General features: G+C 64.5%; 15 protein-coding genes. 6 read left to right on the top strand and 9 right to left on the bottom strand.

The genetic code is table 11. The features are described from left to right. Positions 1–3 precede the first annotated feature (3 nt). The 5 genes from JLZ96_RS21575 to JLZ96_RS21555 form a co-directional block, all read right to left on the bottom strand. Positions 4–837 carry a carbohydrate ABC transporter permease gene (locus tag JLZ96_RS21575; protein WP_027498037.1) on the bottom strand — a complete coding sequence of 278 codons (834 nt, stop codon included), beginning with the start codon at positions 835–837 and terminating at the stop codon, positions 4–6. Continuing rightward, the gene (locus tag JLZ96_RS21570; RefSeq protein ID WP_032406323.1) at positions 837–1,781 is read right to left on the bottom strand and encodes a carbohydrate ABC transporter permease; all 945 of its coding nucleotides are present in this window, start codon (positions 1,779–1,781) and stop codon (positions 837–839) included. Before JLZ96_RS21570 ends, JLZ96_RS21575 begins: the two co-directional genes overlap by 1 nt. Beyond that, positions 1,778–3,100 (bottom strand): ABC transporter substrate-binding protein, encoded by a 1,323-nt coding sequence (locus JLZ96_RS21565; RefSeq protein ID WP_027498039.1) that lies wholly within the window; start codon positions 3,098–3,100, stop codon positions 1,778–1,780. Before JLZ96_RS21565 ends, JLZ96_RS21570 begins: the two co-directional genes overlap by 4 nt. Before the next feature lie 196 nt (positions 3,101–3,296). After that, positions 3,297–3,785: a general stress protein gene (locus JLZ96_RS21560; RefSeq protein ID WP_027498040.1), complete on the bottom strand. Its 489-nt coding sequence runs from the start codon at positions 3,783–3,785 to the stop codon at positions 3,297–3,299. Between the two features lie 98 nt (positions 3,786–3,883). Continuing rightward, positions 3,884–4,840 (bottom strand): CoA ester lyase, encoded by a 957-nt coding sequence (locus JLZ96_RS21555; protein ID WP_032369628.1) that lies wholly within the window; start codon positions 4,838–4,840, stop codon positions 3,884–3,886. A gap of 60 nt (positions 4,841–4,900) precedes the next feature. Here JLZ96_RS21555 and JLZ96_RS21550 point away from each other — a divergent pair, with 60 nt between their 5' ends. From JLZ96_RS21550 to JLZ96_RS21525, 6 genes are all read left to right on the top strand, one after another. Then, entirely contained in the window at positions 4,901–6,175 is a 1,275-nt protein-coding gene (locus tag JLZ96_RS21550; RefSeq protein ID WP_027498042.1) for a magnesium transporter MgtE N-terminal domain-containing protein, read from the top strand. Between the two features lie 20 nt (positions 6,176–6,195). After that, a complete protein-coding gene (locus JLZ96_RS21545) occupies positions 6,196–6,726 on the top strand; it encodes a DUF1003 domain-containing protein (RefSeq protein ID WP_045840756.1) in 531 nt (176 codons plus the stop codon). Positions 6,727–6,851: 125 nt separating this feature from the next. Further along, a complete protein-coding gene (locus tag JLZ96_RS21540) occupies positions 6,852–7,724 on the top strand; it encodes a lytic transglycosylase domain-containing protein (protein ID WP_027498044.1) in 873 nt (290 codons plus the stop codon). A 70-nt stretch (positions 7,725–7,794) separates the two neighbouring features. Then, the gene (locus tag JLZ96_RS21535; RefSeq protein WP_201011213.1) at positions 7,795–8,931 is read left to right on the top strand and encodes an Mrp/NBP35 family ATP-binding protein; all 1,137 of its coding nucleotides are present in this window, start codon (positions 7,795–7,797) and stop codon (positions 8,929–8,931) included. Between the two features lie 92 nt (positions 8,932–9,023). Further along, on the top strand, positions 9,024–10,481 hold the full coding sequence (locus JLZ96_RS21530) for an amino acid ABC transporter substrate-binding protein/permease (RefSeq protein ID WP_201011212.1): 1,458 nt from the start codon (positions 9,024–9,026) through the stop codon (positions 10,479–10,481). Beyond that, on the top strand, positions 10,478–11,251 hold the full coding sequence (locus JLZ96_RS21525) for an amino acid ABC transporter ATP-binding protein (protein ID WP_051365249.1): 774 nt from the start codon (positions 10,478–10,480) through the stop codon (positions 11,249–11,251). The genes JLZ96_RS21530 and JLZ96_RS21525 overlap by 4 nt, the downstream gene beginning before the upstream one ends. Before the next feature lie 161 nt (positions 11,252–11,412). Here JLZ96_RS21525 and tatB read toward each other — a convergent pair whose 3' ends face one another. From tatB to sigE, 4 genes are all read right to left on the bottom strand, one after another. Beyond that, positions 11,413–11,877: a Sec-independent protein translocase protein TatB gene (gene tatB / locus JLZ96_RS21520; RefSeq protein WP_167327612.1), complete on the bottom strand. Its 465-nt coding sequence runs from the start codon at positions 11,875–11,877 to the stop codon at positions 11,413–11,415. A gap of 18 nt (positions 11,878–11,895) precedes the next feature. Continuing rightward, positions 11,896–13,401 (bottom strand): S1C family serine protease, encoded by a 1,506-nt coding sequence (locus JLZ96_RS21515; RefSeq protein WP_032383844.1) that lies wholly within the window; start codon positions 13,399–13,401, stop codon positions 11,896–11,898. 84 nt (positions 13,402–13,485) lie between these two features. Beyond that, positions 13,486–13,812: a hypothetical protein gene (locus JLZ96_RS21510; protein WP_032365497.1), complete on the bottom strand. Its 327-nt coding sequence runs from the start codon at positions 13,810–13,812 to the stop codon at positions 13,486–13,488. Between the two features lie 16 nt (positions 13,813–13,828). After that, the gene (gene sigE / locus JLZ96_RS21505; RefSeq protein WP_374758061.1) at positions 13,829–14,455 is read right to left on the bottom strand and encodes an RNA polymerase sigma factor SigE; all 627 of its coding nucleotides are present in this window, start codon (positions 14,453–14,455) and stop codon (positions 13,829–13,831) included. Positions 14,456–14,655: the final 200 nt, after the last annotated feature.

Below are 14,655 nucleotides of genomic sequence, written 5' to 3'. Positions count from 1 at the left end.
CGGTTATCCCTTCACTGCGCCGGACGTCAAGCCCGCCACGATACGTCGTTGGAAGAAGAGCACGAAAATGATGATCGGGATGGTGATGACGACGGCGGCTGCCGCGATCGATCCCGTGGGCTCCTCGAACTGAGAGCTACCGGTGAACTGCGAGATGGCCGCCGGGACGGTGACCGAACGTTCCGTCGCCGTCAGCGAGATGGCGAGCAGGAGGTCGTTCCAGGCGAAGATGAACACCAGGATCGACGCGGTGACGATACCGGGTGCCGCCAGCGGGGCGATGACCTTGCGGAAAGCCTGTGCGGGCGTTGCTCCGTCCATCTTCGCCGCCTTCTCCAGCTCCCACGGGATCTCGCGGAAGAACGCGGAGAGGGTGTAGATCGCCAACGGCAACGCGAAGGTGATGTACGGGATGATCAGACCCGGCCAGGTGTCGAACAGACCGAGCGAGCGCGAGATGTCGAACAACGGTGTCACCAGCGAGATCTGGGGGAACATCGCGATCAGCAGAGCCGCACCGACCAGGAGCTTCTTGCCCGGAAAGTCCAGCCGGGCAACGGCATACGCGGCCATGGTGCCGATCACGACGGCGATCACCGTGGTGATCAACCCGATTCCGATGGAGTTCACCAGCGCCGAGGTGAACTGGTTGGTGGAGAAGATGCCCTTGTAGTTCTCCAGAGTGAACGATTGCGGGATGAACTTTCCGTCGGCGATCGTGGCCGTCGATTTGAACGACAGGCTGATGATCCACGCCAACGGAACGAGCGCGTAGAGGAGGACGAGGACGTTGACGACCGTCCAACCGACCTTCTTGCGAGGCGTAACAGTGGTCATTACTTGCGGCCTCCGTCGTCGGATCCCGGTGCCGAGGCACCGAACAACTTGATGAACACGAACGCGATGATCGCGACGCAGAAGAAGATCAGAATGCTGATCGCCGACCCGAGTCCGAGGTTGAACGCGCCGAACAGGTTGTTGTAACCGAGAATCGACACCGATCCTGTCTCGTTGCTCCCTCGGGTGAGGACGTAGATGTTGTCGAAGATGCGGAACGCGTCGAGCGTGCGGAAGAGGACCGCGACGAGAATTGCCGGCTTCATCAACGGAATGGTGATCCGCATCAGCCGCGTCCAGCCACCCGCTCCGTCCACCTCGGCGGCCTTGAGCAGATCGTCGGGCACCAGAGCCAGGCCTGCCAGCAGCAGCAGGGCCATGAACGGGGTCGTCTTCCACACCTCGGCCAGAACCACGATCGCGAGCGACGGGAACTGCTCGGTGAGCGGCGCGCTGCCGTCGGGCAACAGGTTGGCGAGATAACCGGTGCCCGGGGTCCAGGCGTAGTACCAGCTGTACGCGGCGGCGACGGTCACGATGCCGTACGGAATGAGCACCACGGTGCGGACGAGTCCGCGGCCGAAGATGGTGCGGTGCATGACCAGAGCCACTGCCAGACCGAGGATGAACTCGATGATCACCGAGATGATCGTGATGCCGGCGGTGACGCCGAATGCCGTCCACCAGTAGCCGTCGGACAGCACGGTCACGTAGTTGGAGATGCCGACGAATTGGCGATCCTCGGGGAACGCGAGGTTGTACTTCTGCAGACTGAGCCAGAAGGCGTACACGATCGGGTAGCCGGTGACCGCGAGCATCAGGATCGCCGCGGGTGCGACGAGGAGCAATCCCAGGCGTCGTTCGGCTTTCTTACCGTCGGAGATGTTCTTCAGAGCCGCCTGCCGATCGGCGGGCTGCGGCTGCGATTGGGTGGGATCGCTCATGGAATCAACCCTTCGGAATTGACGGCCTTGCTGACCAGTTCTGCGAGCTTGTCCACGTCGGCAACCGGATCGATGTTCTGCGGCGGGTTGAGGGCATCGGTCAACAGAATCGAAATGCTCTGGTAGGCAGGCGAAACGGGCCGCACTGCCGCGGACTCGATGGAACCGAGCACCCCTTCCCATGCGGGATAGACGGCCTGGAACTCCGGATCGGAGTACAGCGACTTCAGCACCGGGGGCACGCCGCCGTTGACGGCGTTGTTGCGCTGATTCTCCTGGTTGGTGAGGCACTCGACGGCTTCCCAGGCGAGGTCCTCGTGCTGAGTGGTCTTCGCGACGCCGATGTTGAAGCCGCCGATGGTGACCTTGGCGGGCTCCCCCGCGTTCACCTCGGGATACGGAGCACTGCGGAAGACCTCGGCGATGCGTGCATCCTGCTGATCGGCAGGCACATTCGCCAGATCGAGGAACGACACTGCCCCGGCGACGGCGTTCTCCTTCAGGCCGGGAAGCACGAACGGGTAGTTGACCTGGAAGGCCATCCGCCCCGACTCCATCCCGAGTCGAGCTGTCGCCTCGTCGCTCTGCGAGACCGATGGATCGCGGCCGTCGGCCGTGGCCACCCGCTTGATGATCTCGAGGGCCTTCTCGGTGGCGGCGCGGTGCTCGGGAGTGTCGTTGAGGGTCACCGTCGTTCCGTCTTCGGCGACCACCGACCCACCCGCGCTCTCGAGCAGCGAGTTGAACCAGACCATGAAGCCCTCGTACTGCTTGGCCTGCACACCGATCTGAGCGGGCTTACCGGCGGCCGCGTTGGCCTCGGCCACGTCGATCAGCTGATCCCACGTCTGCGGCGGGGTACCGCCCGGCACCTCGTCGGGCCGGTACCAGAGCAACTGGGTGTTGGAGTTGAGCGGAACGGCGTAGAGCTGGTCCTGCCATTCCGCGGTGGCGAGCGGGCCTTCCAGGGTGGACCCGTCGCGCAGCTTCGCCGAGAGGTCGTCCGGGACGGGCAATGCCCATCCGGCCTCGGCGAATTCGGCGGTCCAGACGACGTCGAGCGTCATCAGATCCAACGTCTTGTCGTTTCCGGCGAGACGCCTCGCGAGCTGCAGGCGCTGATCGTTGGCACTCTTGGGCAGTGTTCGCTGCTCCACCCGATACCGGCCGTTGGAGGCGTCCGAACACACCTGTGCCGCAGCGGCGTACTGCTCTGCGCCGTCTGCGGCAGTGTAGAAACTCAGAACCGGAACCGAACTGTCCGACGAACCACACGCTGCGAGCAACGGACTCGTCACCAGAGCCGCTGCCGCCAACACCCCTATCCTCGTTGCTTTTCCACGCCTACGACCACGATGTCTCGGCACTGTCCCGCCTCCGTACGTTCGGTTACTCGCGCAGCCCTTGTGTCGGCACTGCCGTGCACGAGAGAAACGTAACCGAACTCACTGGCCTCGAGGGCGATTTGGGGCTATTCCGTTACCTGTCGGTTGCCTGGTCGTCCAACCGTTGTGATCAAATCGACAGTTTGGCGAGCAGGTCGCGTGCTTTCTCTGCCGTCCGGGGCTCGCAGATGACGTCGTAGCGTCCGGCGACCAACTGCATGCTCGACGCGAAATCACGCTGTCCCTTGGTCGCGGCATACGGAATGGACGCCGAGATCAGGCCGAAGATGATGCCGCCGCCGACGCCGATGAGCAACGCGCCGAAGATGTTCTCGCTGAAGATCCCGAGGACGAGACCGAGGAACACGCCCAACCATGCACCCGAAACGATGCCTCCGCCAATGACTTTGGGCCAGGTGAGCCGGCCGAGAACGCGTTCGACCTGCATCAGATCGACGCCGACGATGGTGACGTCCTGTACCGAGAATTCCTCGTCGGAGAGGAAATCGACGGCGCGCTGCGCCTCGGCATAGGTGGGGTAGGAACCGATGGGCCAACCGGACGGCGGCGTCGGCAGTCCTTGCCCTGGGCGGCCCGGCTGTGAGAGGGGATTGGTCATGACTCCATTGTGCCCCGAAACGGACTTTTCCGGTCGCTTCTGCAGGCTCCGCTCCGGCACCGTCACACCCATTGTTCTGTCCGCGAACACTGCGTGGATCAGGAGGTGGGCGGCTCGAACGTCGTCGTGCGTGTCAGACCGGCCGCGCGGCCCTTCGCCGAGACGACCAGCGCCATCTTGCGGCTCGCCTCGTCGATCATCTCGTCGCCGAGCATCACCGCACCGCGAGCGCCGCCCGCCGCCGAGGTGTGGAACTCGTACGCGTCGAGAATCAGCTCGGCCTTGTCGTAATCGTCCTGTCGTGGCGCGAAGATCTCGTTGGCCGCCTCGATCTGCGTCGGATGCAGCACCCACTTGCCGTCGAACCCGAGGCCGGCCGTCCGTCCCGCGGCCCGGCGAAACGCATCGAGATCGCGTATCTGCAGGTACGGTCCGTCGATTGCCTGCAATCCGTGCGTCCGAGCCGCCAGCAGGATCGTCATCAGAATGTGGTGATAGGCGTCGCCGGTGTCGTATCCCACCGGCTGTTCCCCGACGACGAGGGTGCGCATGTTGACGCTCGCCATCAGGTCGGCCGGCCCGAACACCAACGTCTGCACCCGGGGGCTCGCGGTCGCGATCTCGTCGATGTTGCGCAGGCTGCGTGCGCTCTCGATCTGCGGCTCGATGCCGATGGCCCCGACGTCGAGACCGTGCTCCTTCTCGAGTTGAGTGAGAAGAAGATCCAATGCCTGCACGTGCGCCGCGCACTCGACCTTCGGCAACAGGATGGCGTCGAGATTGCCACCCGCCCCGGAGACGACGTCGATGACGTCTCCGTACGTCCACTGCGTCGTCCAGTCGTTCACGCGCACGACCTTGAGCTGATCGCCCCAACCGTCGGAGTTCAACGCGTCGACGATGCGCGCGCGGGCCTCGACCTTGGCGATCGGCGCGACGGCATCCTCGAGATCGAGGAAGATCGCGTCCGCAGGCAGGCCCTTGGCCTTGGCGATCATCTTGTCCGAACTGCCCGGAACGGCCAGTACCGATCGACGCAATCCCGAAGCACCCATCGAAAGCACTACCCCTGTCTGATTCACCCGCTGTATTGCCCAGCCTCTAACCTTGCCATCATGGCAGCACTGAGCAAGGTATTCGCGGCCAGGCTCGCCGGCCTCGGCGTCCTGGGCCCCGACGGCGAATCGATCGGGCGAGTGCGCGACGTGGTGGTCTCCATGCGCGTGGGCAGGGCACAGCCGCGAGTCCTCGGACTCGTGGTCGAATTGGCAACGCGCCGAAGAATTTTCGTCCCGATGCTGCGAGTGACCAGCATCGAGCCCAACTCCGTTCAGCTCACCACCGGAAACGTCAGTCTGCGCCGATTCACTCAGCGCGCGAACGAGATCCTGGTGTTCGCGCAGATACTCGACTCCAAGGTGCGCGTCGACGATCCCGAGCTCGACGAGTTGCACGACACCGATTCCGTCGTCGTCGATCTCGGCATCGAGCTCACCCGAACTCGAGACTGGAAGGTCGCACGCGTGGCGGTGCGTAAGCAGCGCCAACGCCTTGCGCGACGCGGTGCCATCCACGTCGTCGACTGGCAGCACGTGCAGGGGCTCACGCAGAACGAACTGTCGATGCCCGACCAGGGTGTGGCGCAGCTGTTGATGCAGTTCGAGGACCTGCGCGCCGCCGACGTGGCGAATGCGATGCGCGAGCTGCCCGTCAAGCGCCGCATGGAGGTGGCGCGGGCCCTCGACGACGAGCGCCTCGCCGACGTCGTCCAGGAATTGCCCGACGACGATCAGGTGGAGCTGATGCACTACCTCGGAGTCGACCGTGGTGCCGACGTGCTCGAGGCCATGGACCCCGACGACGCCGCCGACCTCCTCGGCGAGCTACCCGAGACCGAAGCGGAATCGCTTCTGCGACTGATGGATCCAGAGGACTCCGCGCCGGTCCGCCGCCTGCTCGAGCACTCCCCCGACACCGCCGGCGGTCTGATGACGCCCGAGCCCGTGATCCTCACCGCGTCGACGACGGTGGCCGAGGCCCTCGCTCGGGTACGCAACCCCGACCTGACGCCTGCGCTGGCCTCACTGGTGTTCGTGGTGCGGCCGCCGACCGCAACACCGACCGGCCCATATTTGGGCTGTGTTCACCTGCAGCAACTGTTGCGAGAACCCCCGGCGAGTCTGGTGGGCGGAGTCGTGGACAGCGCACTCCCGCGGCTGTCCCCCGAGGACAGCCTGACCGCGGTGACGCGGTACTTCGCGACGTACAACCTCGTCTGCGGCCCGGTGGTCGACGACGAGGACCACCTGGTCGGGGCCGTGACCGTGGACGACGTCCTCGATCACCTGCTGCCCGAGGACTGGCGAGATCAGGAAGTGGCCGGACAGTGAAAGAAACAGCACGCCAAAGAATGGACACGCCGCGCGGTTCGCGGCTGTTCAACGTCAACTTCGACTTCGATCTCGGCAAGTCGGGTGAGAAAGCCGCCAGGTTCTTGGGCACCGGACGCTATCTGGCGATTCAGACCGGCATCGTCATCGTCTGGATCTTCCTCAACGTCGTGGCCGTCAATCTGCAGTGGGACCCGTATCCCTTCATCCTTCTCAACCTCGCCTTCTCGACGCAGGCCGCGTACGCCGCGCCGTTGATCCTGCTCGCCCAGAATCGGCAGGACGATCGCGACCGCGTCTCTCTCGAAGAGGATCGGTCGCGGGCTCAGCAGACCAAGGCCGACACCGAGTTCCTCGCGCGGGAGCTCGCAGCTCTGCGTATCGCCGTCGGTGAAGTCGCCACCCGTGACTATCTGCGCCGCGAACTCGACGACATCAGGGCGTTGCTGGAACAAGCGACGGGTCAACCCGCCAACGCACCGAAGAAGGCGCGCAAGAAAGCGGCCGCACGCCTGGCCGACGACGCGTCGGGCGAGACCGACCCGCAATAAACCGCGCACCCCTCCGCGCCTGGTAACGGCCCGATAACGGAACAGTCTCGAATCAGGTACCCTCGATCCCGGTCATCAGGTCGGGCCCCGGAGATCATCCGGGGAAATCAGGAGGTACAGCGCGCGTGGGTCGTCACAGAAAAGCATCGAATTCCAAGGTTCGACGGAACTCGGTGATTGCTCTGGCAGGCCTCGTCCCCGCAGGACTCGTCACGGCCGCGACCAGCGCCGGAGCCACCGAATACATCCCGTTCGTCACCGCCAAGACGGCCCCGGCCGCACAGGAATCGAACTCCGTGGTCGAGACCCCGCAGCCGATCGCCCAGGACCAGCAGGCGCAGCCGGTGGCTCAGGCCGAGCTGCCGACACCCGCCCCGGTCCCCGCGCCCGCCCCAGCTCCCGAGATCCCGCCCACACCCGAGCTGCCCACCAACCTTGCTGTCAGCCCCATCGCGATCCCGGTCGTCAACGTCTCCGCCTACAAGAACGCCGAGCGCATCCTGGCCCAGCAGCAGCCCGGCTGCGGCATCAGCTGGACCGTCATCGCCGGCATCGGCCGCGTCGAGTCCACCCACGCCAACAACGGCAAGGTCGACGACTCGGGCGAACTGCACGAGCCCATTCTCGGACCGGTTCTCAACGGCACCCTCGCCGGCAATCAGGTGATTCGTGACACCGACGGCGGCGCACTCGACGGCGACACCCAGTACGACCGCGCAGTCGGCCCGATGCAATTCCTGCCCTCTACGTGGAACCTCTACCACGCCGACGGCAACGGCGACGGAGTCTCCGACCCACAGAACCTGTACGACGCGGCCCTGGCCACCGGTATGTACCTGTGCGACGACGGCACCAACGCCCGCGACCTGGCCTCGACCACCCGAGCAATCCTGCGCTACAACAATTCGATGGCCTACGTGGCGAACGTGCTCGCATGGTCGGCCGGTTACGCCACCGGCATCGTGCCCTCCTCGGACCAGCTGCCGCGGATTCACTGAATTCAACGCAGCACTAGATCGAGCTGCCCTGCTGTTCATCGGGACTCGGTGCACCGCCTAGCATGAAGCAATGGCTGTACTGACCGAATCCGACGTTCGGACCGCGCTGACGAAGGTCATCGACCCCGAGATCCGTAAACCCATCACCGACCTCGGCATGGTCAAGAGCATCGACATCGCCCCCGACGGAGCCGTCGGCGTCGGCATCTACTTGACGACCTCCGGTTGCCCGATGAAGACCGAGATCAGCGATCGCGTGAAGAACGCCGTCGCCGACGTCGAGGGTGTGGGCACCGTGACGGTCGAACTCGACGTGATGAACGACGAGCAACGCACCGCACTGCGCAAGTCCCTGCGCGGCGATTCCGCCGAGCCGGTCATTCCCTTCGCGCAACCCGGATCGCTGACGCGCGTGTACGCGGTGGCGTCGGGCAAGGGCGGCGTGGGTAAGTCCAGCGTGACGGTCAACCTTGCCGCGTCCCTGTCCGCCCGCGGCCTGTCGGTGGGTGTGCTCGACGCCGACATCTACGGCCATTCCGTTCCCCGCATGCTCGGCAACGACGCGCGACCCACGCAGGTGGAGAAGATGATCATGCCGCCGCAGGCGCATGGCGTGAAGTTCATCTCGATCGCTCAGTTCACCGAGGGCAACACCCCGGTCGTCTGGCGCGGACCCATGCTGCACCGGGCCTTGCAGCAATTCCTCGCCGACGTGTTCTGGGGCGACCTGGACGTGCTCCTCCTCGATCTTCCGCCCGGCACCGGCGACGTGGCAATCTCTGTCGCACAACTGATTCCGAACGCAGAGATCCTCGTGGTCACCACCCCTCAGCAAGCCGCTGCCGAGGTCGCCGAGCGCGCCGGAGCGATCGCACTGCAGACGCGTCAGCGCGTCGCGGGCGTCGTGGAGAACATGTCTTGGCTCGAGCTGCCCGACGGTACCCGCATGGATATTTTCGGATCCGGTGGCGGACAGGACGTATCGGATCGCCTCACCAAGGCCGTGGGTGCAAAGGTGCCTCTGCTGGGCCAGATTCCGCTCGACACCGCCGTCCGCGAGGGCGGCGACGCCGGCACGCCGATTGTACTGAGCGACCCGAATTCGCCTGCAGCACAAGCACTCGAGTCGGTCGCCGCAAAGCTTGCGGTACGCGAGCGCGGACTGGTGGGAATGTCGCTGGGAATCGACACGACCCGGAAACTGTAAGGCAGGCGCTTATACCCGACAAACGACGCGGGAGACAGGGTTGGAGCCTTATGATTTGCCTTCAATCCTACTGTCGATAGAGAGTGGCCTTCATGAAGAAGCCGCATCGGGTCAGGCCGGTCGTCGTTCCGGTACTGATCGCACTGCTGATGACCCTGCTGGGATCCGTACTCGGTCCCGGGCTGGCGTCGGCACAACCTGCCCCGCCTGCCCAGAATTACTCGATCGCGACAGACACCACGTTCGCGCCCTTCGAATTCCAGGACGAGACAGGCAAACTCGTCGGAATCGACATGGACCTGCTCGCGGCCATCGCCGTCGACCAGGGCTTCGACTACACCGTCGAACAGGTCGGTTTCGACACCGCACTTCAGGGCGTCACCAGCGGCCAGTTCAACGGAATGATCGCCGGCATGTCGATCACCGACGAGCGCAAGGCCACCTTCGACTTCTCCGATCCGTACTTCGATTCCGGTGTCCAGATGGCGATTCTGGATTCGAACGACGAGATCAAGGGCTACGAAGACCTGCGCGGTAAGTCGGTCGCGGTCAAGAACGGCACCGAGGGTGCGACGTTCGCGACGTCGATCGCCGATCAGTACGGCTTCACCATCCGCAGCTTCGACGACTCCGCGACCATGTTCGAGGAAGTGCGCACCGGAAACTCCGCAGCGGCCTTCGAGGACTACCCGGTGCTCGCCTACGGCATCACCCAGGGCAACGGATTCAAGACCGTCACCGAGAAGGAAGCCGGTGCGAGTTACGGATTCGCGGTCGCCAAGGGCACAAACGCCCAGTTGCTCGAACAGTTCAACACCGGACTCGAAAACCTGCGCGCCAACGGCCAGTACGACGAAATTCTCGACACCTACCTCAACGCCGACGCGTCCACCGCCGACACCTCCATCCCCGGCCTGATCGCCAGCAGCTGGCAGTTGCTGCTCAAGGGTCTGTGGCTCACGATCGTGCTGACCGTCATCTCCATCGCCATCGCGTTGGTACTCGGCGGGATCTTCGGCCTGTTCCGCGTTTCGACCAACATCGTGCTCCGCGGCATCGGTACCACCTACGTCGACATCTTCCGTGGCACACCACTTCTGGTGCAGGCATTCTTCATCTACTTCGGCGTACCCGCGGCACTGAACTTTCAGATGTCGGCGTTCACCGCAGGCATCATCACACTCTCGCTCAACGCCGGTGCTTACATGGCCGAGATCGTCCGCGGCGGCATCCTCGCCGTCGACAAGGGCCAGATGGAGGCGTCGCGCAGCCTCGGCATCAGCTACCTCAAGTCGATGCGAAAAGTGGTGATGCCACAGGCAATTCGCACGATGATCCCGTCGTACATCAATCAGTTCGTCATCACACTCAAGGACACGTCGCTACTCTCGGTCATCGGCCTCGCCGAGCTGACGCAGACCGGTCGTCTGATCATCGCTCGCAACTTCGAGTCGTTCAACATGTGGCTCATCGTCGGCGTCCTGTACTTCATCATCATCATGGCTCTCACCAAGCTGTCGAACCGGCTCGAGAAGAGGATCAACAAATGAGCACCGAACTGACCAAGGACCTGCCGGTCGACAAAGGTCCGGGAACGAAGATCTCGATCAAGGCCCTGCAGAAGGCGTTCGGCGACAACACGGTTCTCAAGGGCATCGACGCCGAGATCGCCAACGGTGAAGTGGTCTGCGTGATCGGACCGTCCGGCTCCGGCAAGAGCACGTTCCTACGCTGCCTGAACAAGCTGGAAGACATCACCGCCGGATCGGTCGTCGTCGACGGAACCGACCTGACGGCGAAGAACGTGGACCTGGACAAGGTGCGCCAGAACATCGGCATGGTGTTCCAGCACTTCAACCTCTTTCCGCACATGACAGCCCTCGAGAACGTCATGCTCGCACCCGTCGAAACCAAGAAGATGACGAAGTCGCAGGCCAAGGACGCGGCCCTGCAGCTGCTCGAACAGGTAGGACTGTCCGAGCGGGCCGACTACAAGCCCGCCAACCTCTCCGGTGGGCAAAAGCAACGCGTGGCCATCGCGCGGGCACTGGCCATGAACCCGTCGATCATGCTGTTCGACGAAGCCACCAGCGCCCTGGACCCCGAAATGGTCGGCGAAGTTCTGCAGGTACTGCGCGACCTCGCCAAGGGCGGTATGACGATGGTGGTCGTCACCCACGAAATGGGCTTCGCGCGTGAGGTCGCGGATCGAGTGATCTTCATGGCCGAGGGCGTCATCGTCGAGGAGGGAACACCCGACGAGCTGTTCGGGAATCCACAGAACCCACGCACCCAGGACTTCCTGAACAAGGTGCTCTAGCCACTGGCCCGCCCGCTCCCGCCGCCCCGCCCCGCCGCGGATCAATGCGCCTTTGTTGCACTCAGAGCGACTGAATCCCACATTCATCCGACGGGGGGCGCAGCGGTCGGGCGGGCGCAGCCTGCAGACTGGGTGGTTCGTCGGGCCGGTTGGGGCTATGCCTACGTGGCGTCCGCGTCGATGGGCGGGGTATCGCCCGCCGCGAGTTTCGGTTCGTTCTTGCTCATCGACACGGCTCCCCCGGATGTACTGCCCGAGGACACGCCGTTCTGCGGCGTCGGTCCGCCCATGTTCTTGGGCTTGGTGTCGAAGGGCTTGCCCTTGAAGGTGTCGTCCAGCGGGTTCTTGAAGACCGAGTCGTCGCCGTCGAGCAGGTGTTTGGTGATCACGGCTCGGGGTGTCATGCCGCGGAGTTGGTTGAGGTCGGCGAGGGGCTTACGCAGGTCCTCGAAGTCGGTGCCGAGCTCGTCCTTGAGTTGTTGGCTCGCGCCGTTGGCGTAGTCCTTGACCTGGCGGAGCGATTTCGACACCCAGCTGATGGCACCGGGGAGACGATCCGGGCCGAGGATGACCAGAGCTGCTACGAGGAGAATGACGAGCTCTCCCCAACCGATGTTGCCGAACACGGGTGCCAGCCTACGTCGTCAGTCGGAAACCGGCGTGACGGACAGGTCCACCAGCCGTCCGGAGCGGACGAGTTGCACCGGCACCGCCTGGCCGATCGTGGTTTCCTGCACCGCGACGACGAGCTCGTCCGCGTCCCCCACCGAGCGGTCGCCGACCTTGGTGATGACGTCCCCTTCGACGATTCCGGCTTGCTGGGCCGGCCCACCGGCCCGGACGTTGGCAACTTCTGCGCCGGCCGAGGTTTCGTTGATCACCGAACGCGCGTTGATCCCGAAATCCGGGTGCCGCATGACGCCGTCCCGAATCAGGGCCTGCGCTACTTCGGTGACCTCGTCGACGGGTATCGCGAAGCCCAGTCCCACCGATCCGCCGCTCTCGCTTCGGATGGCGGAGTTGATGCCGATGACGCGACCTTCGAAGTCGATGAGGGGGCCACCGGAGTTACCCGGGTTGATGGCTGCGTCGGTCTGTACCGCGTCGATGACGGCGTTGGTGTCGGTGCCCTCCCCCGACAGCGCGACGGGGCGGTCGAGCGCACTGACGATGCCCGAGGTGACCGTCTTGTTCAGGCCGAGCGGCGACCCGACGGCGATGACGTCCTGGCCGACGCGGACGTCGTCGGAGCGCCCGAGCTGAGCCTCGGTGAGGTTGCCGACGTCCGTCTTGAGTACGGCGAGGTCGGTCTTGGTGTCGCGGCCGACGATGCGTCCGGGCACTTTGGTGCCGTCGGAGAAGGTGACTTCGAGAGTCGACTTGTCTTCGTCGGATGCGGCGAGCGAGATCACGTGGTTGTTCGTGACGATGTAGCCCTCGTCGGCGTCGATCACGACGCCCGAGCCGGTGCCTCCGGTCTCGCCGAGGGTCACCTGAATGGAGACGACCGACGGCAGGACCGCGTCGGCCACCTTGCTGATCTGGCCGCGTGGGACGTCGTCGCCACTGGACTGGGTCAGTGTCACTTTCTGGCTGGTCAGTGCGCCGGTCACTTCGGCGGTCAGGCGGCCGAACAGTCCACCGACCAAGCCGATGACGAGGGCAACGACACCGAGTACGACGAGCGCCCGCACGGATACCGATCGCCCGAACAAGACGTCGCGCACGCCGAGCTTGGTTCCAGGAGGGAGTACAGGAGGTGGTGGGGTGTCGAGGGCCGCGCCGCCCAGCGACACTCGGGACGCGGGATCACGCCACGGATCGGCCGGAACCTGGGGGCCGGCGTCGGACTCGTCGACGGCGTCAGGGTCGCGCTGCAATGACTCGGTGGCGTCGTCGGGACGTCCGAAGGCCTCGGCCAGGACGGGGTCCGGCGGCCGGACCGACAGCCGGGAAGGCAGTTGTTCGTCGGGGCGACGTGGGGAGAACGAACCGCCGACGTCATCGGGACGTCCGAACACCGAGGCCGACACCGGATCGACGGTGGGTCGATGGACCGGACGCGGCGGCAACCGTGGACCTTCGTCTGCTGTGCCTGTGGTCTCGGTGCTGGTCGAATTCGATGTCACGCGTCCGGTTACCCCTCGCATACGTCGGTGTGAGAGTTCAGTATCACTCGAGCGGTCGGGGCAGCTCGATGCAGGTGAGGACTCGTCGGGCAGAAAACGCGGCGGTCAGCGTCGACGACGGCGCACGGCCTCGACGGACGCCATGAACGACCGCTTGGATCGAGCGGGCCCGTCTTCGCCTGCACAGGACGGAATCTGGCTCAGCAAACCGAGGAGCGAATGTGGCATCGACATCTCGCCTGCTCCGCGCAGCGCACGACGCGCCTGCTGCTGCGCCTCGACCTCGGCCGAGCATTCCGGGCATTCGGAGAGGTGGTGAGCGGCGCGGAGGTGAGCGGGCATTCGTAGTTCACCATCGACGTAGGCTGCGACGGCTTCACTGGCCAGATGTTCGGTGGAGCTGAATTGCCGAGGCTTGCGTGCCTGCGTCATCCAACCCTCCTCGTAGCTAGTGGACACTTGCGTGACCCGAGTCGACCTTCCCGTGCACTCGAAGGTACTCCCGTAGCGCGTGACGGCCACGGTGAATGCGACTACGAACCGTTCCGAGCTTGACGCCCAGTGTCGCACCGATCTCTTCGTACGACAGTCCTTCGATGTCGCACAACACGATTGCGGCGCGAAACTCGGGTGCCAGCGAATCGAGCGCAGACTGCAGATCCGGGTCGAGGCGAGCGTCGTGGTAGATCTGCTCGGGGTTGGGCCGGTCCGACGGAACACGGTCGTAGTCCTCGGGCAGTGCTTCCATGCGGATACGGCTGCGGCGACGAACCATGTCGAGGAACAGGTTGGTCGTGATGCGGTGCAGCCAGCCCTCGAACGTTCCCGGCTGGTAGTTCGACAGGGAGCGGAACACGCGGATGAAGGTGTCCTGAGTCAGGTCCTCGGCGTCCTGGGCATTGCCGGAGAGGCGGTACGCGAGTCGGTAGACGCGGTCGCCGTGTTCGCGAACGAGCTCGTCCCAGGACGGCATGGTGGAGTTCTCGCCGGTCGCATCGAACACTGCGGTGCCGCTGAGGTCGTCGGGGGTGGGCACGGACTCGGGTAGAAGAGCGATGTCGCGATCGCCGTTGATCTTGTAAATAGTTGGATCCTCCTGCTCAGGACTGCGTACGTCCTTCTGATGCAACCGACGACTACCCTCGGATGTTCCAGCTCACACTTCGCAATCGAGACGGACCTGCGATTCCTCCATAGCCTGACCGACCCGCGTGTGGGTCCGGTATGAATCACCTGAGGCCCACCTGAGAATGTGTGCGTGAGATCGAGCCCCGG

The organism is Rhodococcus sp. NKCM2511, from assembly GCF_014905595.1.
GTDB classification, from domain to species: Bacteria; Actinomycetota; Actinomycetes; order Mycobacteriales; family Mycobacteriaceae; genus Rhodococcoides; species Rhodococcoides fascians.
Note: the sequence above shows the minus strand (reverse complement) of the source record. Positions and strands in the feature narration are given on the sequence as shown.

Coding starts and splice junctions, on each gene's coding strand:
- JLZ96_RS21550 (WP_027498042.1), top strand. CDS start 4,901: ATGGCAGCACTGAGCAAGGTATTCGCGGCCAGGCTCGCCGGCCTCGGC.
- JLZ96_RS21570 (WP_032406323.1), bottom strand. CDS start 1,781: ATGAGCGATCCCACCCAATCGCAGCCGCAGCCCGCCGATCGGCAGGCG.
- JLZ96_RS21560 (WP_027498040.1), bottom strand. CDS start 3,785: ATGACCAATCCCCTCTCACAGCCGGGCCGCCCAGGGCAAGGACTGCCG.
- JLZ96_RS21555 (WP_032369628.1), bottom strand. CDS start 4,840: ATGGGTGCTTCGGGATTGCGTCGATCGGTACTGGCCGTTCCGGGCAGT.
- JLZ96_RS21510 (WP_032365497.1), bottom strand. CDS start 13,812: ATGACGCAGGCACGCAAGCCTCGGCAATTCAGCTCCACCGAACATCTG.
- JLZ96_RS21515 (WP_032383844.1), bottom strand. CDS start 13,401: ATGCGAGGGGTAACCGGACGCGTGACATCGAATTCGACCAGCACCGAG.
- JLZ96_RS21530 (WP_201011212.1), top strand. CDS start 9,024: ATGAAGAAGCCGCATCGGGTCAGGCCGGTCGTCGTTCCGGTACTGATC.
- JLZ96_RS21535 (WP_201011213.1), top strand. CDS start 7,795: ATGGCTGTACTGACCGAATCCGACGTTCGGACCGCGCTGACGAAGGTC.
- JLZ96_RS21525 (WP_051365249.1), top strand. CDS start 10,478: ATGAGCACCGAACTGACCAAGGACCTGCCGGTCGACAAAGGTCCGGGA.
- JLZ96_RS21575 (WP_027498037.1), bottom strand. CDS start 837: ATGACCACTGTTACGCCTCGCAAGAAGGTCGGTTGGACGGTCGTCAAC.
- JLZ96_RS21545 (WP_045840756.1), top strand. CDS start 6,196: ATGGACACGCCGCGCGGTTCGCGGCTGTTCAACGTCAACTTCGACTTC.